The organism is Roseisalinus antarcticus (genome assembly GCF_900172355.1).
Classification (GTDB): domain Bacteria; phylum Pseudomonadota; class Alphaproteobacteria; order Rhodobacterales; family Rhodobacteraceae; genus Oceanicola; species Oceanicola antarcticus_A.
Genome location: NZ_FWFZ01000005.1, coordinates 179,406 through 201,478, shown reverse-complemented (window position 1 = coordinate 201,478; position 22,073 = coordinate 179,406). Strand labels below are relative to the sequence as shown.

The window sequence follows — 22,073 nt, the reverse complement described above, 5'->3', positions numbered from 1 at the left end:
GCGCTGCGATACACGGGGCGAAACCGGGCCGGGGACAGGACCGAACAGATGCGATACACACTAATTCTAGCGGCCTTCGTGGGGCTGGCAGGCTGCGGCGATCCGTTTCGCGGCATAGATCGGCTGAGCGACACGGACATCGGCGGCGGCCCGCAGGCGAGCATTTCGGCCAGCAGCGGCGAGGCGCCGATGCTGGCCGAGGTCGGCGACCAGCTTGGCGCGGTCGAGCAGGCCGCTGTCGATGCCGCCGCACAGCGTACCGACGCGCGGCCCCCGCGCGGCCTGCTGGCCATGCTCGGGTTCGACCGCAATGGCGGGGCACGTCCGGCGAACCGGTCCGCGCCCGTGGTCGAGGCCAGCGCGGATGTCACACCTCCGCCGGCGGCTGCGGCACCGCGGCCTGGCGGCGGCCTCTTCGGCCTTGCCCCCGCCCGTCGCTCGGGACCTGATGCGATGGACGTGGAACCCGGGACCGTGATGCCTTACGGCACAATCGCGCGGGCCTGCAACGTCCCGCAGCGGCGCCTCGGGACCCGGATCGCCCGGGTGTCCGGCTTTCAGATCTATGACACGATCCCCAATTCGACGGCGCCGCGGCCCCATTACATCACCGGGTTCGCCGACGGCTGCCCCCGGACCTTTACCGGGGCGCTGGTCCTGACCGGTGACGTGGGCACCTACGAGGCGGTGCATTACGAGACCGAGAACGCTCGGCTCGAGACCAACGAGACCGACATCGCCTATGAGGCGATCAAGTCGCGCGTCTGCCGGGTCCGGAGCGGCCAGCCCTGTGGCTCTCAGATCGACCGGCTGGATCGCAACACGACCTTCGTGACCGTCTATGACCGGTTCGGCGGGGGCGATCGGTGGGTCGAGATCCTGCTGCACGACCGCGCGGTGGCGGCGATAGATTTCAAGGGATAACGCCCGGCGGATCTACCAGACCCGGCCTATTTACCAGTGCGGCGGCTTCTGGTCGGCTAGCGGTATGCTGCCGGGTTGATCCGCTTCTCGGCCGGCCTCGCGTTCCATCAGCAAGGCCACCCGACGGGTCAGCACGTCGATCTCGCGGGCCTGCCGGGCGACCACATCGGACAGGTCGGCCAGGTCGCGCTCCAGGTGGGCGATGCGTTCCTGGGTGTCTTGGCTCTCATCGTTCATGCGGGCCTGATAGCGGGTTCGACGGCGCGGGCCAATGGCCCTTGAATGGCCCTTCGCGGTGCGTTGCCCTTCGGGCGGACGCGGGCTAAACGGCGCAGTGAGCGGCAGTCGAGGAAGACCATGGCCAAGGACAAGAAACAGCCCCGCCCGAAGGCCGAAACGCCCAAAGGGTTCACCGATTATTTCGGCCAGCAGGTCGCCGAGCGCACCGAGATGCTCTCGAGGATCGCCGCAGTCTATCACCGCTACGGCTTCGACGCGCTGGAGACCTCGGCGGTGGAGACGGTGGAGGCACTGGGCAAGTTCCTGCCCGACGTGGACCGCCCGAACGAGGGCGTCTTCGCCTGGCAAGAGGACGCCGAGGGCGAAAAACCCGGCGACTGGCTGGCGCTGCGCTACGACATGACGGCACCCTTGGCCCGCGTCTATGCCCAGCACCGCAACGACCTGCCCACCCCCTACCGCCGCTACACCTTCGGCCCCGTCTGGCGCAACGAGAAGCCCGGCCCGGGCCGCTTCCGCCAGTTCTACCAATGCGACGCCGACACGGTGGGGACCGCGTCGATGGCCGCAGATGCCGAAATCTGCGCCATGCTGGCGGATGCGCTGGAGGAGGTGGGGATCGCGCGGGGGGACTACGTGATCCGCATCAACAACCGGAAGGTTTTGAATGCAGTGCTTGAGGCAATTGGTGTCGATAACATTTTTGAAGACGAGCGACGCGAGCATGTTCGCGGAATTACTTTGAGGTCCATAGATAAGCTTGACCGCTTGGGTTGGGAGGGCGTGGAGCAGCTACTTACCACTGGACGAAAGGACGAAAGTGGCGATTTCACAGCTGGCGCGGGCTTTAGGCAACATGCTGTTGACACGATAAAGGCAGTTTTTGTTGACGCTAGGGACTCAAGTAATCTTGAAGCGGCCAGAGATTATGCTCGGAGCGTCGGTGATCGATCTTGGTGGACCGACGACGACAGGTTGGTACTCTACAATATCTATACCGTTCTGGGGAACACATCGGCCGGCATCGATGCTATGCAAGAGCTTATCCAAATCGTTGATCTGTGTCGCAAGCAAGGCTACGGCCCCGACCGCATCGTCATCGACCCCTCCGTCGTGCGCGGGCTCGGCTACTACACCGGACCCGTCTACGAGGCCGAGCTGACCTTCGAGATCAAGGACGAGAAGGGGCGGCCGCGGCAATTCGGCTCCGTCGCGGGCGGGGGGCGGTATGATGACCTCGTGAAGCGGTTTACCGGCCAATCCGTGCCTGCCACCGGCATTTCCATCGGGGTGGACCGGCTGCTGGCAGCACTTCGGATGCGGCGGCAGGGGCAGGCGCAGGCGGACGGCCCCGTGGTCGTCACCGTCATGGATCGCGACCGGATGGCCGACTATATGGCGATGGTGGCGGAGCTTCGCGGCGCGGGCATCCGGGCGGAGGTCTACCTCGGCAATCCGAAGAACTTCGGCAACCAGCTCAAATACGCAGACAAGCGCGGCTCTCCGGTCGCGGTGATCGAAGGTGCGGACGAAAAGTCCAAGGGTGTGGTCCAGATCAAGGACCTGGTCCTGGGCTTGCAGATCGCCGAGAACGCGACGCTCGAGGAATGGAAGGACCGCCCCTCGCAATACGAGGTGCCGCGGTCCGAGCTGGTGGCGCGGGTGCGCGGCATTCTGGACGGTCTGGCGTGATCCAGTCAGAGGTGAAACGCGCCGCGCGGGACCGGGCCACGCTGCTGCTGGGGCTGTTCCAGTCCGGCGGCGCCATGCCGGTCGAAACCGGGTTGTTGCAGCCCGCCGAGACACTGCTCGACCTTTACGGCGAGGATATCCGGGGCCGCGCCTTCGTCACCTCCGACCCGCTTCGGGGAGAGATGATGCTGCGCCCGGATTTCACGGTTCCGGTGGTCCAGATGCACATGGCGGGCGGGGCCGACCCGGCGCGTTACACCTATGCGGGCGAGGTCTTCCGCAAGCAGGAGGCCGACCCCGCGCGGCCGATCGAATACCTGCAGGTCGGGCTGGAGCTGTTCGGCGGCACCGATCCGGCCGCCGCCGATGCCGAGGTCTTTGCCGCGATGGCCGAGGTCCTGGCCCCGTTGCCGCTGCGGGCCGCGACGGGCGATATCGGGATTCTCGTCGCCGCCGTCCAGGGCCTCGACACGACCGAGGTCCGCAAGGCCGCGCTGCTGCGTCACATCTGGCGGCCCCGGCGGTTTCGGCAATTGCTCGACCGCTTCGGCGGCCGCACCCCCACGCCTCCGGGTCGGGCCATGCTGTTGAGCACCAAGGACCCGCTGGCCGACGCGGGGCCGCTTCTGGGCAAGCGCACCGAGGCGGAGATCGCAAAACGGATCGAACGCCTGCGCCAGGATGCCGAGACGCCGCCGATCTCCGAGGTGCAGCTTGCCCTGATCGACGCGATCCTGTCGCTGCGCGAGACCGCGCCCAATGTCCTCGTAGCCTTGCGCGACATGTCCGCGGACCTGCCGCTGCTCGAACCCGCGGTGGACCGGCTTGCCGCCCGCCTCGATGCCCTGGTGGCGCACGGGATCGCGGTCGACGATCTGGCATTCGAGGCCAGTTTCGGGCGCACCTCGATGGAATATTACGACGGTTTCGTCTTCGGGTTCTCATTCGACGGACGGCCCGATCTGCCGCCGGTCGCCACCGGCGGGCGCTACGATGCGCTGACACGGGTGCTTGGCCAGGGCAGGGGCATTCCGGCGGTGGGCGGCGTGATCCGCCCCGAAGTTCTGATCGCGGGAGAGACGTCATGACCCTGCGCCTCGGCGTGCCGTCCAAGGGGCGGTTGATGGAGAAGACGTTCGAGTGGTTCGGCACGCGCGGGATCGCCTTGCGCCGGGCGGGCAGCGAACGGGAATATTCCGGCCTGGTGGAGGGGATCGACGGCGTCGAGATGGTGCTTCTGTCCGCCGGCGAGATTCCCCGCGAACTCTCCGCCGGGCGCATCCACCTTGGTGTGACCGGGTCCGACATGGTGCGCGAAAAGCTGGCCAACTGGGACCAGCAGGTGCGGGAGATCGCCCCCATGGGCTTCGGCGGCGCGGATCTCGTGATCGCCGTGCCGCAGGCCTGGGTCGATGTCGAGACGCTGGATGATCTCGACGCCGTCGCCGCGCAGTTTCGCGCCGGCCACGGCCACCGGCTTCGGATCGCCACGAAATATCATCGGCTTGTCCGCGAGTTCCTGCGCGAGCACGGGGTCGCCGATTACGCGCTGATCGACAGCCAGGGCGCGACCGAGGGCACCGTCAAGAACGATTCCGCCGAGGCCGTGGCCGACATCACCTCGACCGGCGAGACCTTGCGGGCCAATTTCCTGAAGGTCCTGTCCGACGGTCTGGTCCACGCCAGCCAGGCCACGCTCTTCAAATCCCGCGCCGCGGACTGGAACGACGCGACGCGCGGAACGCTTCGCGAAATCGAGGCCCGGATCGGCGCCTGAGGCCGCCGTTGCTTCGGATCAAATCACGCCGATGGCCGCCAGCTCTGCCGCCAGTTGCGGCGGCAGCGCCTCCTCGGCCTCGCGGCCGGCCGGCAGATCCCGGGGGGCGTCTTCGCCCTTGAGATAGCGCCAGCCCTGGAACGGGCGGCGCTGGGTTGCCGTGGTGCGGATGATCTGCGGGTCCAGCACGATGGCGCAGCGCCGGATCTCGTCCGCGCCGATGTATTCGTCGAGCCGCTCGATCCGCTGGCGGCACAGCACCAGCCCCTTGATCACCCAGTAGATCGAGCCGCCGTTCAGCAATTCTGACTCGCGCTTGGGCCACATCCGCGTGACATGGCGCGGCAGACCGTCGGGCGTCTGCGCCCGGCGCGTCGCCTGCCAGGCGGCGAGGTCTTCGACCGTTTCGGTGCCGACCGACAGCTTTTGTAGATTCAGTGTACTGTTCACGTTTTCCCCCAAGATATGGTAGGATAAGCCTCTGCCTGTGATTCTGCCAGACCGCCGCCTGTCACGTTGCCGAAAGGATGCCCATGACCCGCTTTGCCGCGCCCATCGCCGATCAGATCTGGGACATGAAGTATCGCCTCAAAGAGGCCGACGGCACCCCCATCGACCAGAGTGTTGAGGACACGTGGCGCCGAATCGCCAGCGCCCTAGCCTCAGTCGAGGACGACCCCGCGGCGTGGGAAGCGAAGTTCTATGGCGCACTGGAGGATTTCCGTTTCCTGCCTGCCGGGCGGATCACGGCCGGGGCGGGCACGGAGCGGTCCGTGACGCTGTTCAACTGCTTCGTGATGGGCACGATCCCCGACACCATGGGGGGCATCTTCGACATGCTGAAAGAAGCCGCGCTGACCATGCAGCAGGGCGGGGGCATCGGTTACGACTTCTCGACGATCCGGCCCAAGGGCGCGGCGGTCCATGGCGTGGCCGCGGATGCCTCGGGCCCGTTGTCGTTCATGGATGTCTGGGATGCGATGTGCCGCACGATCATGTCCGCAGGCTCGCGCCGGGGCGCGATGATGGCGACCATGCGCTGCGATCACCCCGATATCGAGGGCTTCATCGCCGCGAAATCCGACCCCGCCCGGCTGCGCATGTTCAACATGTCGGTGCTGGTGACTGATGCCTTCATGACCGCGGTCAAGGCCGACGGCCCCTGGGATCTGGTGTTCGATGGCAAGGTCTATCGCACTTTGCAGGCACGGGAACTGTGGGATGCCGTGATGCAATCCACCTATGATTACGCCGAGCCGGGCGTCATCTTCATCGACCGCATCAACCAGATGAACAACCTCGCCTATTGCGAGACCATCGCCGCCACGAACCCCTGCGGCGAACAGCCCCTGCCGCCCTACGGCGCCTGCCTCCTGGGGTCGGTCAACCTCGCGCGGCTGGTGGCGGAGCCGTTCGCCGACGGCGCACATCTCGACGAGGCCGCCCTGGAAGACCTCGTGGGGCTGGCCGTGCGGATGATGGACAACGTGGTCGACGCCTCGCGCTTCCCGTTGCCGCAACAGGCCGCCGAGGCCGCGGCCAAGCGGCGGATCGGGCTGGGCGTGACGGGCCTGGCCGATGCCTTGCTGATGGTCGGCCTGCGCTACGGCTCGCCCGAGGCCGCGGCCCAGACCGAGGCCTGGATGAAACAGATCGCGCGGGCCGCCTATCTGACCTCGGCAGGGCTGGCGGCCGAAAAGGGCGCGTTCCCGCTGTTCGAGGCTGAGAAGTTCCTGGCCTCCGGCACGATGCAGAACATGGACGATGACGTCAGGGAGGCCATTCGTCAAAATGGCATACGAAATGCTCTTCTGACCTCGGTCGCGCCGACGGGCACGATCTCGCTCTACGCGGGCAATGTCTCCTCGGGGATCGAACCGGTCTTCGCCTATTCCTACACCCGCAAGGTGCTGCAGAAGGACGGGACGAAGACCCAGGAAGAGGTCGTGGACTACGCGGTGAACCTGTGGCGCGATCTGCACGGCGACGCGGAACTGCCCGACTATTTCGTCAACGCCCAGACGCTGGAGCCGATGGCCCATGTGCGGATGCAGGCGGCGGCGCAGAAATGGGTGGATTCGTCGATCTCCAAGACGATCAATGTCCCCGAGGATATCGGCTTCGAGGCGTTCAAGGACGTCTACATGGAGGCCTGGGACACCGGCTGCAAAGGCTGCACGACCTACCGGCCGAACGATGTGACGGGCTCGGTCCTGTCGGTGAGTGAGACTACCAAGGGGGACCCGAGTGTCGCCGAGCGGTTGGCTGACCTGATGAAGGCCAAGGACATGAACGCCGCCACAGCGTCTATGAAGGCAGGCCTGAATGCCCGCGCGGTTGCGGAGATCCTGGAAGGGCGCGTCAAGAGCCCAAAGGTAGAGACCGTTCAGAAGCTCGCATTGGCGCTTGGCGTGTCGCTGACTGACCTGGTTGGCGGGCCCGCCGAAGATGAAAGCCCGGATGTGGTGCCGTTGAAAAGCGCGGGATCTCAACGGCAGGATGGCGACGTCGTCTACATGTCAGAGCCGCTCGACCGGCCCGAGGCGCTGGAGGGCAATACCTACAAGGTCAAATGGCCGGGCAGCGAGCATGCGCTCTACATCACGCTGAACGACGTGGTGGTGAACGGCCAGCGGCGTCCCTTCGAGATATTCATCAATTCCAAGAACATGGAGCATTTCGCCTGGACCGTGGCGCTCACGCGGATGATCTCGGCGGTATTCCGGCGCGGCGGCGACGTGTCTTTCGTGGTCGAAGAGCTCAAGGCCGTGTTCGACCCGCGCGGCGGGGCCTGGATGAACGGCAAGTACATCCCCTCGATGCTGGCCGCGATCGGCGGCGTGATCGAGACGCACCTGATCGCCATCGGTTTTCTCGCCGGCGAGGGCCTAGGCCTCAAGACCGACCCGCAGGCCGAGGTCGCGGTCATCGGCCAACGCCCCCGTTCGGCCTGTTCGTCCTGCGGCTCCTACGACCTGCGCATGGTCGAAGGCTGCATGACCTGCGGCAATTGCGGATACTCCAAGTGCGGCTAGGTGTTCGGTCCCGGCTGTTGCAACGACCACCAATTCTTGGCCATTTTGGGGGTCATTTGACCATTATGACAACCAAAAGCTGGCCACAGGACGCATTCGGCGGGGAACGGGCCGCTTGGGCCGTTTCAGCGGAACAGATGCCCCTGGATGTCGACGAAGGCCTTCCTGATCTCCGCGACGGGCCCGAGGTCCACCTTCGCATCGATCGTGCCGGCGTACCGGATGCACAAGAGATTCCGGATCTTGCTCAACGATAGCTGTTCGACGCCGTGGTCGTCGCAAGCCTGTAGGACGTAGTCAAGGCCCTGACGTATCTCAAATTCGTAGCCGTCGAGGCCGTTTGACCGATCCGCGCCGGCTCGAGCGGTGACAACCAGATGAGCGAGGGTGCTCACGAGCCCTGTCGAGAACCTCGGATGCAGCGGGCCATGCCGGCACGCGCCCCGCGAGAACACGCCGGACGCGCGTGGCGTCTCGCGGGCAGGTCATCCTCGGCCGATGCCCCCTTGCTCTCGATCAGGTCGATCAGACTGATGTCTTCGAGGTGCGAGATGACCTTGGAGCCGTCGGCCCGGATGTAGTTGTCGATCGGATGCCGCATGGCGGGCTCGTAGAGCTTCATGTCCACGGCATCCCTTGTACCGATGGCTTGCTCGACCTCGTTCCGATACCCGGCGAGCTCGAGCTCGTTGAATGTGGAACGGCATGCAGGATTGACCCCCATCTTGGGGAGATCGGCGTCCAGGAGTGGCCCCCCTGTTGGTTCTGGTGAGAAGCTTTCTCGAAGGCATGAGGGAGCAGTCAGGGGATGTTGGTTGTGGAGACGATCGCGAAGATCGGGCGTGCGCATTTCGTCGAGGGCTAGTCGATCAAGCAGGTCTGCCGGGAGGTGCGGTTGTCGCGGGACACGGCGCGCAAGGTCATCGGATCGGGCGCGGCCGGGTTCGCGTATGACCGCACGACGCAGCCACGTCCGAAGATCGATCCCTGGCGGTCGGAGCTGGACGGGCCGCCGGGGGAGAATGCTCGGCGACCCAAGCGCGGACGGCTGACGCCGATGCGGATCTGCGCGGAGCTGCGCAACCGCGGCCATGACGGCGGCCATGATGCTGTCCGGCGCCATGCGTGCAGTTGGCCGAAGGCGACGCAGGAAGCCTCGGCCAGTGCCTATGTGCCGCTGGGCTTCGATCCGGGCGAGGCCTGCCACGCGCCATCGCCGAGGAGCTTGATCCCGGGACTGTCGACCAGCTGGTTCAGTGGCCCGTCGGCGCGGCGAGAAGTGACCTGAACGGCCAGGGTCTTCGGCCCGCGGCACAGGGTGGAAAAGTTGGGCACCGGCCAGTCCAGCCCCGCCAGCTTCAGCAGGCTTTCCACCATGCCAGCGGTCTGGCGAAGCGGACGCTTGAACCGGATCCTGATCCCCTCTCGGGACATCGCTGCGCGATGCCCTGCCGGGCAGTGGACAGGCAGAACTGGATGGCCGCATCGGACAACACCGCCGGGCGTCCGGGTCGAACCAGATCGTCAGGGAGCCGCGCTGCTTCAGCGCTTCGGTGTCGGCCAGCCGATTCCTGGTCAAGGCCCTCGGCGAGGTGGGTCTGCTCATGCAGACCGGCCAACATGCCGGATTTACAAGATCAGTCGCCAGCTGGACCTGCGCTACAAAGCCGGTCCAGACCCTATTGCGAGGCTGACTTGGGATGGAAGATTGAGAACGGGCGCGTCGCCGCACCCGTTCAATTCCGGCTGTTCAGATATGCTTGTGCTCTTGCATGAGACCTTTGAGGATGCACCAACACATCAACAGCAGCACGACCGTGAAGGGTAGGCCTGTCGAGATCACCATCGCCTGCAACGACCCGAGGCCACCGCCGATCAGGAGCGCGATGGCGACCAGACCTTCGAAGGTACACCAGAACACGCGCTGCGGCGCTGGCGCATCGACCTTCCCACCAGCCGTGATTGTATCGATCACGAGGCTGCCAGAGTCCGACGACGTGACGAAGAACACGATCACGAGCACGATACCTAAGGTCGAGGTGATCGAGGCCAGCGGAAGGCTTTCGAGCATCGCGAACAGCGACAGTTCCGGTACGTAGGTGTCGATCACGTTGGCCTTCACCGCGCTGGCGTCAAGATTCGCGACCATGTCGTTGATCGCCGTTCCGCCAAACACGGCCATCCAGAATACGCAGATCAGCGACGGGATGATCAGCACGCAGGTGATGAATTCACGGACGGTTCGACCACGCGAAACGCGGGCGATGAACATGCCGACAAAGGGTGACCAAGAAATCCACCAGGCCCAGTAGAACGCGGTCCAGCCTTCCCGGTAGCCGTCGTCTTCACGACCGAATGGATTGGACAATGGGATCAGCTCTTGCGCATAGGCCACCAGCGTATTGCCGAAATCGGTGACGATGCCAATCGCCCCGGCGGTGAACAGCACGAAGAGGAGGAGCAATATCGCCAGCCCCATGTTGATCTCTGACAATATCTTGACCCCGCCATCGAGACCCCGCAGGACTGAGATCAGCGCGATGAGGGTGATGCAGATGATCAGGATGACCTGAACGGTCACGCTGGTGGGAATGCCGAAGACATGCTCGAGACCGGCGTTGGCCTGTTGTGCCCCCAGACCAAGCGAAGTCGCAAGACCGAAAAGCGTGGCGAAGACCGCGACGATATCAATCGTGTGACCCCACCAGCCCCAGACACGTTCACCCAGGATCGGGTAGAAGGCCGAGCGGATCGAAAGCGGAAGTCCCTTGTTGTAGCTGAACAGCGCCAGCGCAAGCGCGACAACGGCATAGATCGCCCAAGGGTGCAGTGCCCAGTGATAAGAGGTCGCGGCCAGCGCCATGCGCTTGGCGGCTTCCACGTTTTCCGGGATCAGAGCGCCATCCTCGGTGAACGGACGCACAGCCCCCAGTGGTTCGTCGCCCCACGGTGTGCCAAAGTAATAAGCCGGCTCCAGAACGCCGAAGAACATCAGCCCGATGCCCATACCGGCGGCAAAGAGCATCGCGAACCATCCCGCATAGCCATAATCAGGTGTGGCGTCGGCGCCGCCCAAACGGACCGCCCCGTAGGGAGACACGATTAGAGCGAGGCAGAACAGAACAAAAATGTTCGCCGCCGACAGGAAGAACCCGTCAAATGTGGATGTCAGTGCCGGGCGGAGCCAGCCGAAGAAATCGGCTGCCTGCTCCGGTGCCAGAAGTGCGTAGACCACAAAAGCCACCACAGAGAGGCCCGAGATCAGAAAGACCGGGTTGTGAATGTCCAGGCCGAAGGGACCGATCTGCGCTTCGATATTGTCCTGACCGATCACGTAATCGGTATCAATGAGATGCGACGCGCCTTCTGGCGCGGGGATCCCCGTGCTTTCATCGGTGTCAGTGTTATCTGCCATATTTAGGCTTCCCCTGTTATTTCCCTTATTTGGTTCGGCGCATCAGGTGCGCACAACCAATACCGAACACTTTGCATGTGCGGCCAGTTTTCCGCCGTTGGACGGCCAGATGTAGTCCACCACGTTGGGCACATGGCTCGCCATCACGACAAGGTCGGCGCCGGTTTCACCGATCGCGCGCATCAGCGCATCGTCGACATCGGTCGTGGGGTCATGCGCGATCGTGGTGTGCGCGGACGTTTCGACGCCGTGCTTGGCAGCCTCTGAATCGGCAAACGCGTCAAGCTTCTGGCCGAACTCCTCAGGGTTATGCGCCAGTTTTCTGGGCGCAGACGACGTCACCCCCACGTAGGTGATCGGCACACCGTAGTGTTTGGCGAGGTCGGCCGCGCATTCGAGCGCACGTCCCAATTTGTCGACGTGCGCCAGATCGACCGGTGCCATTATTCGTTTGAACATTTCTCCCTCCATTCCGAGCGCGGGCGCGAAGCATGGCAGGCCACCGTACTTCCCGGTAGACGCCAGAGCGCTCAATGTTTAGATCCAAGCTTAAGAGCTGCTTGTGGGGGGCACATTACATACTCTGAGCGATTTGGCAAAAGTGGGCTGCGGACACTGACTTCAAGGCAAATTTGAAGGAACAGAACGCATTGTCCGGGATTGCCGCCGTCTGCAACGCCCCGTGAGGCAACCTTCCCAAGGTGGACGTTCATGCAGGTCGCCACGGCCAACGTGGCTGACCTGTCGGCCATGGGGTCCTCGCTCAAGATGCTCTGCTACCCAACATTGCTCTGCTACCCGACATTGCACCGCAGGCGGCTTGATATTCCCGGCTCTTTCACAATGACGGTCTGGCTGCGCCATCGGGACAATACAGAGCGATCGCAACCCTGTATCCGATCGCGCAGTGGGGCCTCCGTCATCGGCCCGCGCGACCCACGGGCCCGTTTGCGCCCCCGCCGTCGCCTCACCGACAATCCCTCTTCGCGTCAGAGCCGATAGAGATTCTTGCGGTTCATGAGCATAGCCTTGCGCTCCGGCAGGATAACGATCCTGCGAAAGCCAGATCGACACCGAAAAGCTGGCAGGTCCGGCGCTGCGAGGTATCGTCATCCCGCAATGCCCTTGGCGCCGCCACTCGCCCCTTGTTCGGTCGCCATGCTCGCTTGGACCAATGGCGCGTCATGGCTCACCGGCAGTTCCGTCCCTGCTGATACCGCAGGACGACATTGACGATCTCGTCTTCGAGCGGCTTCAGCCTCGGGCCTGGTTCGGGACTGCGGCATTCTCTGCCGTCGGCATGCCGGCCTGCTGCTCCTCAATCATCCGGCTGATCGGCGCCTTGGTGAAACGGCCTGTGCTCATTTGTCTGATCCTTCGCGGTTAAGCAGATTCCGTGTCAGACTGAAGGACCCATGGGTACAGGTCAGTGCCCACCTCCGGCAGGGTCTGCGGGCCGGCGACAGCGAGCCGGTCGTAGAAGCGGCCGCCAAGCGCGATCAGCCAGACCCCGCCGCCAACGATTACGGCGCCAAGGATCCCCCAAACGCCGCAGAGACCTTTGGCGGACCAGATGCGGGACGCGCTACGATCCGGAATGTCAGTGTTCGCGATCGGATCCTGCAGCGATCGTCGAAGGCTCACGGGTTGCGAAAACGACGAAGGCAGATGGATCGTTTCGGACGTCCGCTCGGAAAACCCGCGCCTCCGCGCAGACGGCCCGGAGCAGCCCTGCGGTCCGTGGCCGCGCCGGGTGCCCGCTCAGTCGGACGCGCCGGACGGGGGCTTGACCCGGAACACCGCGAGATAGAGCGCCGGGACGAACAGCAGCGTGATCAGCGTTCCCGCGATGATGCCACCCATCATCGCATAGGCCATCGGCCCCCAGAAGATCTGCCGCGAGATCGGGATCAACGCAAGGCTCGCCGCGGCGGCCGTCAGCAGGATCGGCCGGGCGCGGTGATCGGAGGCGACGAAAACGGCGTCCCAGGGTGCCAGGCCGTGGTCTTCCCGCTGGACCTCGATCTCGTGCACAAGGATGATCGAGTTGCGGATCAGGATGCCGATCAGCGCCAGCACGCCGAGGATGGCGACGAAGCCCAGGGGCGCCCCCGACGGCAGCAGGGCCGCCACGACGCCGATCAGCCCGAGCGGCGCGGCCGCGAAGACGACGAAGGACCGGCGGAACCCCTGCATCTGCATCATCACCAGGAACGCCATGATCAGCAGCATCACGGGCACCACGGCGGCAATCGGCGCCTAGCTCTCGGCCGAGCTTTCGACGGAGCCGCCGACCGAGATCGAAAAGCCGGGCGGCAGGTCCCGCGCGAAGGCCTCGACCTCCGGGGCCAGGTCATCCACGATCGTCGCGGGCTGGTCTTCCGTCGCAATGGCCCCGGCGACGGTGATCGTGGGCACCCGGTCTTCCTGGCGGATCAGGGGTTGTTCGGTGTCGTAGTGGAACACCGCAACCGATGAGAGCGGGATCGGTGTGCCGTCCGGAGCCGACAGCTGCAGCGTCGAGAGCCCCTCGATCGAGGAGCGGGCCTCGGCGCCTCCGCGGGCGATCATGTCAACAAGGTATGTGCTGTCGCGCAACTCGGTCACGGTGGTGCCGTCATAGATCGTCGCCAGCGCCGAGGCGATGTCGCGCGAGGTCAGGCCCAGCAGGCGCAACCGGTCCTGTATCACCTCGACCCGGACGACCCGCGCGGGCTCGTTCCAGTCCAGCAGGATGTTGGTCATGCGCGGATCGCTGGCCAGCAGGGCTGCGAAGTCGCGGGCATGGGCCCGCAGCTCGTCCAGGTCGGACCCAGTCACCCTGTATTGCACCGGCCGGCCGACGGGGGGGCCGATCTCCAGCAGCTTCACGAAGAGGTCGGTGCCGGGGAACTCGTCCCGGGCCAGCGCCTCCAGGTCGGCGCGCAGGCGGTCGCGGGCGGCCACGTCCGGCGTCTGGATCACGATCTGCCCGGTGTTGGGGCCTGGGGTCGGCACGTCGTAGGACAGGATGAACCGCGGTGCGCCGCGTCCCACGTAGCTGGTCCAGAACTGCACGTCGTCATGCTCGGCCAGCCGCGACTCCACCCGCGCGACCTCGGCCCGGGTCGCCTCGATCGAGGCATTGCGCGGCAGGGTGACGTCGACGATCAGCTCGGGCCGGTCGGAGCTGGGAAAGAACTGGTTCTCGACAAAGCGCATGCCATAGACCGAGGCACCGAACAGCACCAGCGTCACCACGATGGTCAGCCAGCGCAGGCGCATCGCCCCCAGCAGCACCTTGTGGAACCCGCGCCGGACGCGGCCCGGCCCCTTGTCCTCATGGCCCATTCTTGAGGGCAGCAGCGTCACGCCGATCAGCGGCGCGAACAGCACCGCGACGATCCACGAGACCAGCAGCGACACCGCGATGACGACGAAAAGCGAGAATGTGAACTCGCCCGCCGCCGAACTGTTCAGGCCGATCGGGATGAACCCGGCGACCGTGACCAGCGTGCCGGTCAGCATCGGAAAGGCGATCGAGGTCCAGGCGAACGAGGCGGCCTTCCCGAGGCTTTCGCCGATCTCCTGCCGCGAGATCATCGTCTCGATGGCGATCATCGCGTCGTCGACCAGCAGCCCCAGCGCGATGATGAGCGCCCCGAGCGAAATCCGCTGAAGGGTAAAGCCCCACGCGTGCATGATGACGAAGGTGATCGCCAGCACCAGCGGGATCGTGAGCGTCACTACCAGCCCGGCCCTAAGCCCCAGGCTGACGAAGCTGACGGCGAGCACGATCAGGATGGCCTCGATCAGCGCCTGGACAAAGTGACCGACGGCTTCCTCGACCACGTGGGGCTGGTCGGCTACCTGGTGGATCGAGATGCCGATCGGCAGGGACGCCTCGACCCGCTCCATCAGGTTGGAAAGCTCCTCGCCGAAATCGACGATATTCGCCCCGGAGCGCATCCCGACCGACAGGCCGATGGCGGGCTGGCCGTTGTAGAACACCAGCTCGGAGGGCGGATCTTCGTAGCCCAGCCGCACGTCCGCCACGTCGGTCAGGCGAAACAGCCGGCCGCCCACCCGCAGGTTCACGTCGGCCACGCTCTGTGCGCCGCTGAAGCCGCCGCCGGTGCGCACCAGGATGCGCTCGGGGCCTGCGTCGATCACGCCGGAGGGCAGGATCGCGTTCTGGGCCGCCAGCGTGGCCTTCACCTCCTGCTGGTTCAGCCCAAGGGCCGAGAGACGCTCGGTCGAGAACTCGATATAGACGACCTGGTCCCGGGTGCCGAAGATCTCGACCTTGCCGGCGTCGTCCAGCCCCTGAACCGCGCGGCGGGCACTTTCGACATAGTCGCGCAATTCGCGCGGGGTGAACCCGTCGGACGTGAAGGCATAGATGTTGCCGAACACGTCGCCGAAGTCGTCGTTGAAGCTGAAGCCGCCGAATTCGTTAGGAAACTCTCCCCTGATGTCCGACATCATGTTGCGGACGTCCTGCCAGATGATGGGCAGCTGGTCGGCCGCCACCGTGTCGAGCAGATCCACATAGACCACCGAAAGCCCCGCCCGCGTCAGCGATCGGGTGCCGTCCAGCGTGTCGAGATCCTCCAGCTTCTTCTCGATCCGGTCGGTCACCTGGGTCAGCGTTTCCTCGACCGAGGCGCCGGGCAGGCTGGCCTGGATCACCATTGTCTTGATCGCGAAGTTCGGGTCTTCCTCGCGGCCGATCTGGACATAGGCCAGCGCCCCGGCAAAGAGGCTCACCAGCATCAGGAACCAGACGAAGGATCTGTGCCGGAGCGCCCAGTCGGACAGGTTGAAGCTGCTCATCGGATCGCCTCCGGGCTCGTGACCGGGCCGACGCGCTGGCCCTGGGTGACGGAATGGACGCCACGGGTCAGCACTTCTTCGCCTTCGGCGAGGCCGTCCAGCACCGCGATCCGCCCGCCGCCTTCGGGGCCGAGCGTCACCGGGGTGCGGCGCAGGGTCCGGTCCGGGCCGGTGATGACCCAGACCGCCGGTGCTTCCGCATCGCCGATCACCGCGGCTCTGGGAAGGGACAGCATCCCCTGACCCTCGGGGTCGCGGGCCGCGTTCACCAGCGCACCGAGGCGGAAACTGACCGGTGCGTCACCCGGCAGGGCCAGGTGCGCGGTGCGGGTCCGGGTGGAGCGTTCGCTCATCGGGTCGATGCGGAACAGGGTCCCGGTCGTTGTCTGGCCCGGGTTGGACACCAGGCTGATGTCGAAGGCGGCGCTGTCGGGCATGGTGGTGGCGTCTTCCTCGGCCAGCCCGATCAGGACCTCGCGCGCCCCGCGGGCCGCCAGGGTCAGCACCGGGTCCCCGGCCGAGAGGGTCGCGCCGGGCTCGGCGCTGATCTCGGTGATGACACCGGCGGAGGGGGCCTTCAGCGTGGCAAAGGCGCGGGCGTCGCGGGCCCGTGCCAGGGACGCGCGGGCCTGCTCCAGGCGGGCTTCGGCGGCGGCGAGCTGATTTTCCGCGGTTTGCACGGCGACTTCGCTGTCGACCCCCCGGGACAGAAGCTCCCGCGCCCGTTCCGCCGCGGCACTTGCGGTCTGGTATTCCGCCTCGGCGATGGTCACGCCGGCCTCGGCGGCGCGCAGCTCCGCATCCAGGTCGGTGCTGTCCAGGCGGGCGAGCACGTCGCCCTCGGCCACCGTATCGCCCAGCGAGGCGGGGCGGTCGGCGAGCGTGCCGAGGATGACGAAGCCAAGCACGATCTCCTGGCTGGCAGAGACCGTCCCGATCCACGAGGACGAGATCCCTGCCGCGGGCGTTGCGATCTCCGAGATGACGGGGCGGGGCCGGACTTCGGCGTCCGCCTGCTCCCGATCTTGGGCTGCGGCGGGAAGCGCGGCGACGGACAGGGCAAGGAGCGCGGGGGCAATGCGGGTCACTGGTCGCCCTCCACGATGCGGATGTTTCGGCCGGGATAAAGCAGTTGCACTCCGCGCGTGACCACGAATTCCCCCTCCTCGACGCCGGATTGCAGGATCAACCGGCCCTCCGCATGGTGCCACAGGTCGATGGGACGCTCGGAGACCGTCATCGTCTCGGGGTCCACGACCCAGACGGCGGGCCCCGCGGCAGTGGAGGCGATGGCGGACCAGGGCAGCTCCACACGCGCACCGGCGGTCTGCGAGGTCGTCCCGCGCACCGCGTCGCCATAGGTCAGCCCGGGCACGCCGGAGCCGAGCGTGACCGTCACCTGCACGGTGCCATAGGCCGGATCGACCAGGGGCGAGATCTCGGAGACTTGCCCGGTGACCGACACGCCGGGCCGGTCGATCGGGCTCAACCGGATGGTCGGCGGGGTCGACGGGCTGACGGTGAGGGCGCCCTCAGGAACATCGAAGACGGCTTCGTATCCCTCGCCCAGCGCCAGCTCCAGCACCGGTTGCGCGGCGCCGATGACCTGCCCCGGCTCGGCCCGGCGAGAGATCACGATGGCATCCTGCGGCGCGACCAGCACGGTGTCGTCCAGCGCCGCCCTGGCCTGGTCGAGCGACGCCTCGGCCTGGGCCTTGCGGGCGGTGGCAGCGGCCAGCCGGTCGGCTGCGTTGTCGCGGGCGCTGCGGGTGATGGCGCCGCGCTCGAAGAGTTCCGACTGCCGGCTGTCCTCGTCTCGCGCATTGACGAAGTCGGCTTCGGCCGCTGCAAGCTGAGCCTCGGCGGCGCGCAGCGCCTGGGCCTCCTGCACGCTTTCGATCCGGGCGAGGACGGTGCCGCGGGCGACCTCCTCGCCGGCCTCGACCGTGATCTCGGCCAGACGCCCGCCGGTCGGAAAGGCGGCGCCCAGGCTCTCGGGGGCGCGGATCTCGCCGGTCAGGGACAGCGTGTTCCGCGACGGGGTTTCCTGCGCGGTCACCGCCGCCACGGCGAGCGGCTGGTCGGCAAGGGCGGGCGACGTCAGGGGCAGAAGCAGGCCCAGGAAAAGCGTCATTGGTCTCATGTTGGCATGTCCTTGGGGGTCACGCGGGGGACAGAGAATGTAACTTCAGGGTCGTGGGAATATTGCAGAAGGATAGGGCTGCGCCGGGTGCATGTCACGCCCTCGAAGCCCCTCCGCACCGTCAGTTCGATGCGCTGGCCAGACTATTCGCGAATAATCTGGGGCGCTCCGGATCACGGAGCGCGGGCGCCGATCAGACCGCGAGGGCGTCCTTGACCTCCTGGTAGGGGCAGGCGACCTGAACCTCTCCCTCCCGCTGGATCCGGTCCTTCGGTTCGGCGCAATCGGGTTTGGCCTTGGGGCAGCGGGTGCGAAACACGCAGCCCGACGGCGGGCTGAGCGGCGACGGCAACTCGCCCTCCAGGATCGGACGCGGCCGTGCCTTTTCAAGCACCGGGTCCGGGATCGGCACCGACGAGATCAGCGCCTGGGTATAGGGATGCCGCGGTCGCAGGGTCACCTCGCGGGCGGGGCCGGACTCCATGATCCGGCCCAGGTACATGACCACGATCCGGTCCGAGATGTGCTTCACCACGCTCAGGTCATGGGCGATGAAGATCATCGACAGCCCCATGTCCCGTTGCAGGTCGCGCAGCAGGTTCACCACCTGCGCCTGCACGGAGACGTCCAGCGCCGAGACCGGCTCGTCGCAGATCAGAAGCTTGGGCTTCATCACCAGCGCCCGCGCGATGCCGATGCGCTGGCACTGCCCGCCCGAGAATTCATGGGGGTAGCGGTTCACCAGATTGGGCAGCAAGCCCACCCGCTCCATGATGTCGCCGACGCGTTTCTTGACCTCCGCGCGGGAGGTCTCGGGGTGATGGGTCACCAGCGGCTCGGCGACGATATCGCCCACGGTCATCCGCGGGTTGAGCGCCGCCAGAGGGTCCTGGAACACCATCTGTACGTCCTTGCGGTGGCGCCGACGCTCCTGCGGCGACATGGCCGCGAGGTCCTGGCCCTCGAACAGGATCTGCCCGCCCGAGGCCGGCACCGTGCCCACCAGCGCCCGCGCGACGGTAGATTTGCCCGACCCGCTCTCGCCCACAAGGCCGACGGTCTGGCCGGGCTCCAGGTCGAACGACAGGCCGCCGACGGCGTGCAGCTTGCGCGGCGGTGTCCATGGCCAGCTTCCGGCGCTGCGGACGTCGAAGGTCACCTGCAGGTCCTTGACCGAAAGTATGGGCATCAGACGACCTCCTCGACCGGGGCGTGGCAGGACCGGCGGCGATCGTCGCCGAATCCGACGAGCCCGGGCTTGGTCCCCATGCATTCGGGCCGGGCGATCGGGCATCGCGGCGTGAACGGGCAGCCCTCGGGCAGGTGGCTCATGTCGGGCGGCTCGCCCGCGATGGTCTGAAGCGTGTCGTCGTCCCGGTCCAGGCGCGGTACGGCCGCCAGCAGGCCGTGGGTATAGGGGTGCGACGGGCTGGCGAAGACATCGGTGGTCGCGCCTTCCTCCATGATCTGGCCGCCGTACATGACCAGCGTCCGGTCGCAGGCATCCGCCACGATCCCGAGGTCATGGGTGATGAGGATGATCGCCGTCCCGAACTCGCGCCGGATCTCGGCCAGCAGCGCCATGATCTGCGCCTGCACGGTGACGTCGAGCGCGGTCGTCGGCTCGTCCGCGATCAGCAGCCGGGGGCGGCACAGCAGCGCCATCGCGATCATGATCCGCTGGCGCATCCCGCCCGAGAACTCGTGCGGATACATCGTCACCCGGGCCCGCGCATCGGGGATGCGCACCGCGTCCAGCATCTTCACGGCCTCGTTTATTGCGGCCTTTTTCGACAGGCCCTCGTGCAGCTGCAGTACCTCGGCCATCTGGTCGGAGACCTTGAGATAGGGGTTCAGCGAAGTCATCGGATCCTGGAAGATCATCCCGACCTCGCGGCTGCGCACCTTGTTCAGCGCCCTGGGCGAAAGGCTCAGCAGGTCGGTGCCGTCGAAACGCACCGTCCCCGTGGCCCGGCCGTTCCGGGCCAGCAGGCCCATCATGGCAAAGGCGGTCTGCGACTTGCCGGAGCCGCTCTCTCCGACGATGGCCAGGGATTCGCCCTTGTCGACGGTGAAGCTGACGCCGTTCACCGCGTTCACGTCCCCGTCGCCGGTCTTGAACGTGACGTTGAGGTTCTCGATGTCCAGCAGCGGCATTCAGCGGTCCTTCGGATCGAGGGCATCGCGCAGCCCGTCGCCCACGAAGAAGAAGGCAAAGAGCGTCACGAGGAAGAAGAAGAGCGGGAACGCGAGCATCCAAAGCGTGCCGTTGTTCATCTGCTCCGCGCCCTGGTTGATGAGCGCACCGAGCGAGGTCTGCGGCTCCTGGATGCCGAGGCCGAGGTAGGAGATGAAGGATTCGAAGATGATCATCTGCGGCACCAGCAGGGTGGAATAGACAATGACGATGCCCAGCAGGTTGGGCACCACGTGGCGCAGGATGATCGTGAAGGGCCGCACGCCGGTGGCGACCGCGGCCTCGACGAATTCCTTGTTCTTGATCGAGAGCGTCTGCCCCCGGGCGATCCGGCTCATGTCGAGCCACGAGATCAGACCGATGCCCAGGAACAGCATGAACATCGAGCGGCCGAAGATCACCAGCATCAGGATCAGTACGAACATGAACGGGATCGACATCAGGATGTCGACCGTCCGCATCATGATGTTGTCGACGCGCCCGCCGATATAGCCCGCCGTGGCCCCATAAAGTGTGCCGACCACCACGGCGACCAGCGCCCCCACGACGCCCACCAGCATCGAGATGCCGGTGCCCTGCACCGTGCGGGCAAAAAGGTCGCGCCCGTCGAAATCGACGCCGAAGTAGTGCCCGCTCTCGAAGGACGGGACCCCGCGATAGGCATTGGCGCCCATCAGCGAGAAATCGACGTAATCGGGCTCGTACTTGGCGAAATAGCCGCCGAAGAGGGCGAAGATCGCCACCAGCACCAGAACGATCAGCCCCAGCAGGGCCGCCCGGTTGCGCAGGAACCGGCCCCGCGCATCGGCCCAGAGGGACCGGCCCCGGATGCTGGCGAGCTGGGCCGTCTCGTCCAGAAGCTTGGCATCGCCTGACGCGAGTTTCATGCGGCCTGCTCCTCTAATACCGGATCTTCGGGTCGATCCACGCATACAGGATGTCGACCAGAAGATTGAAGGTGATCGTCAGCATGCCCACCAGGATCGTGATGCCCATGATGACGGAATAATCGCGGTTGAACGCGGAATTGACAAAGAACTGACCGATGCCGCCGGTGGAAAAGGCGATGTCCACGACGACGGATCCCGTGATCATGCCGACCACCGCCGGTCCGAGATACGAGATCACCGGCAGCAGCGTGGGCTTGAGCGCATGGCGCAACACGACGCGGCGCATCGGCAGCCCCTTGGCCCTGGCGGTGCGGATGAAGTTGGAGTTCATGACCTCCAGCATCGAGGACCGGGTGATCCGCGCGATCGAGGCCATGTAGGAGGTCGAAAGCGCGATCACCGGCATGATGACGTATTGCCACTGGCCGCCGTTCCACCCGCCGCCGGGCAGCCAGCCCAGCCAGAGGGTGAAGATCAGCACAAGGATCGGCGCCATCACGAAATTCGGCAGGGCCTGGGCGCCGATGGTGATGCCCACGGCGATGTAGTCGAGCCAGGAATTGTGCTTGAGCGCCGCCGCGATGCCCAGCGTGACACCGACCAGCACCGCTGCGATGGCCGACCAGAACCCGTAGGTCAGCGTCACCGGAAAGCCCTGGGCGATCACGTCGTTGACCGTCCGGTCGGTATACTGGAAGGACGGCCCGAAATCGAACCGGGTCACGACGCCCCAGACATAGTCGATCATCTGCTTCCAGACCGGCTGGTCGAGGCCGTATTTCGCCTCGATGTTGGCCATGACCTGGGCGGGCAGGGGGCGTTCGGAATTGAATGGCCCGCCGGGGGCCCAATACATCAGCACGAAGCTGAAGACGACAAGGATCAGGATCGTCGGGATCGCGACCGCGAGACGCTTGATGATGTAGACATACATGGGCTGAGCTG

The 22,073-nt window shown here is 65.8% G+C and carries 17 protein-coding genes and 4 pseudogenes; 6 read left to right on the top strand and 15 right to left on the bottom strand.

The window, feature by feature from the left end; all coding sequences use genetic code 11:
- Positions 1-48: 48 nt before the first annotated feature.
- Entirely contained in the window at positions 49-924 is an 876-nt protein-coding gene (locus ROA7023_RS07160) for a hypothetical protein (RefSeq protein ID WP_143535459.1), read from the top strand.
- Positions 925-954: 30 nt separating this feature from the next.
- Here ROA7023_RS07160 and ROA7023_RS07155 read toward each other — a convergent pair whose 3' ends face one another.
- Entirely contained in the window at positions 955-1,161 is a 207-nt protein-coding gene (locus ROA7023_RS07155; RefSeq protein WP_085878325.1) for a SlyX family protein, read from the bottom strand.
- Positions 1,162-1,281: 120 nt separating this feature from the next.
- Between ROA7023_RS07155 and hisS the strand changes: the two genes are divergently transcribed.
- The 3 genes from hisS to hisG are packed head-to-tail and all read left to right on the top strand — an operon-like array spanning position 1,282 to position 4,633.
- Positions 1,282-2,856, top strand: coding sequence for a histidine--tRNA ligase (gene hisS, locus ROA7023_RS07150; protein WP_085878324.1), 1,575 nt, complete (start codon positions 1,282-1,284; stop codon positions 2,854-2,856).
- Positions 2,853-3,944, top strand: a complete 1,092-nt coding sequence (locus ROA7023_RS07145) for an ATP phosphoribosyltransferase regulatory subunit (protein ID WP_234992065.1) — start codon at positions 2,853-2,855, stop codon at positions 3,942-3,944. The genes hisS and ROA7023_RS07145 overlap by 4 nt, the downstream gene beginning before the upstream one ends.
- Complete coding sequence (gene hisG, locus ROA7023_RS07140; protein WP_085878322.1) at positions 3,941-4,633, top strand: ATP phosphoribosyltransferase; 693 nt, start codon at positions 3,941-3,943, stop codon at positions 4,631-4,633. Before ROA7023_RS07145 ends, hisG begins: the two co-directional genes overlap by 4 nt.
- 18 nt (positions 4,634-4,651) lie before the next feature.
- On the opposite strand, the gene ROA7023_RS07135 is transcribed toward hisG, so the two are convergent.
- Entirely contained in the window at positions 4,652-5,083 is a 432-nt protein-coding gene (locus ROA7023_RS07135; protein ID WP_085878370.1) for a DUF1489 family protein, read from the bottom strand.
- Between the two features lie 83 nt (positions 5,084-5,166).
- On the opposite strand from ROA7023_RS07135, the gene ROA7023_RS07130 reads away from it, so the two are divergent.
- Positions 5,167-7,668 carry an adenosylcobalamin-dependent ribonucleoside-diphosphate reductase gene (locus ROA7023_RS07130; RefSeq protein WP_085878321.1) on the top strand — a complete coding sequence of 834 codons (2,502 nt, stop codon included), beginning with the start codon at positions 5,167-5,169 and terminating at the stop codon, positions 7,666-7,668.
- Positions 7,669-7,793: 125 nt separating this feature from the next.
- Here ROA7023_RS07130 and ROA7023_RS07125 read toward each other — a convergent pair whose 3' ends face one another.
- Positions 7,794-8,063, bottom strand: coding sequence for a hypothetical protein (locus ROA7023_RS07125; protein ID WP_085878320.1), 270 nt, complete (start codon positions 8,061-8,063; stop codon positions 7,794-7,796).
- Positions 8,060-8,290, bottom strand: coding sequence for a hypothetical protein (locus ROA7023_RS24730; protein ID WP_200812471.1), 231 nt, complete (start codon positions 8,288-8,290; stop codon positions 8,060-8,062). The genes ROA7023_RS07125 and ROA7023_RS24730 overlap by 4 nt, the downstream gene beginning before the upstream one ends.
- A gap of 246 nt (positions 8,291-8,536) precedes the next feature.
- Between ROA7023_RS24730 and ROA7023_RS25000 the strand changes: the two are divergent.
- Positions 8,537-8,869 (top strand): annotated as a pseudogene (locus ROA7023_RS25000) (IS21 family transposase); the annotation flags it as partial.
- Here the strand turns inward: ROA7023_RS25000 and ROA7023_RS07110 are convergent.
- From ROA7023_RS07110 to oppB, 11 genes and pseudogenes are all read right to left on the bottom strand, one after another.
- Positions 8,866-9,274, bottom strand: a pseudogene (locus tag ROA7023_RS07110) (transposase); the annotation flags it as partial. The pseudogenes ROA7023_RS25000 and ROA7023_RS07110 sit on opposite strands and share 4 nt — an antisense overlap.
- 144 nt (positions 9,275-9,418) lie before the next feature.
- Positions 9,419-11,083: a BCCT family transporter gene (locus tag ROA7023_RS07105; protein WP_085878319.1), complete on the bottom strand. Its 1,665-nt coding sequence runs from the start codon at positions 11,081-11,083 to the stop codon at positions 9,419-9,421.
- A gap of 42 nt (positions 11,084-11,125) precedes the next feature.
- Positions 11,126-11,542 (bottom strand): universal stress protein, encoded by a 417-nt coding sequence (locus tag ROA7023_RS07100; RefSeq protein ID WP_085878318.1) that lies wholly within the window; start codon positions 11,540-11,542, stop codon positions 11,126-11,128.
- Between the two features lie 452 nt (positions 11,543-11,994).
- Positions 11,995-12,230 (bottom strand): annotated as a pseudogene (locus ROA7023_RS25795) (IS3 family transposase); the annotation flags it as partial.
- Positions 12,231-12,844: 614 nt separating this feature from the next.
- Positions 12,845-15,838 (bottom strand): annotated as a pseudogene (locus tag ROA7023_RS07090) (efflux RND transporter permease subunit).
- Between the two features lie 56 nt (positions 15,839-15,894).
- Positions 15,895-16,986: an efflux RND transporter periplasmic adaptor subunit gene (locus ROA7023_RS07085; protein ID WP_159458454.1), complete on the bottom strand. Its 1,092-nt coding sequence runs from the start codon at positions 16,984-16,986 to the stop codon at positions 15,895-15,897.
- Positions 16,983-18,041, bottom strand: coding sequence for an efflux RND transporter periplasmic adaptor subunit (locus ROA7023_RS07080; protein ID WP_085878315.1), 1,059 nt, complete (start codon positions 18,039-18,041; stop codon positions 16,983-16,985). Before ROA7023_RS07080 ends, ROA7023_RS07085 begins: the two co-directional genes overlap by 4 nt.
- Positions 18,042-18,234: 193 nt before the next feature.
- Entirely contained in the window at positions 18,235-19,230 is a 996-nt protein-coding gene (locus ROA7023_RS07075) for an oligopeptide/dipeptide ABC transporter ATP-binding protein (protein WP_200812470.1), read from the bottom strand.
- A complete protein-coding gene (locus tag ROA7023_RS07070; protein ID WP_085878314.1) occupies positions 19,230-20,198 on the bottom strand; it encodes an oligopeptide/dipeptide ABC transporter ATP-binding protein in 969 nt (322 codons plus the stop codon). Before ROA7023_RS07070 ends, ROA7023_RS07075 begins: the two co-directional genes overlap by 1 nt.
- Entirely contained in the window at positions 20,199-21,125 is a 927-nt protein-coding gene (locus tag ROA7023_RS07065) for an ABC transporter permease subunit (protein ID WP_085878313.1), read from the bottom strand. It lies immediately after the preceding gene.
- A 13-nt stretch (positions 21,126-21,138) separates the two neighbouring features.
- The gene (oppB, locus tag ROA7023_RS07060; protein ID WP_085878312.1) at positions 21,139-22,062 is read right to left on the bottom strand and encodes an oligopeptide ABC transporter permease OppB; all 924 of its coding nucleotides are present in this window, start codon (positions 22,060-22,062) and stop codon (positions 21,139-21,141) included.
- Between the last annotated feature and the right edge of the window lie 11 nt (positions 22,063-22,073).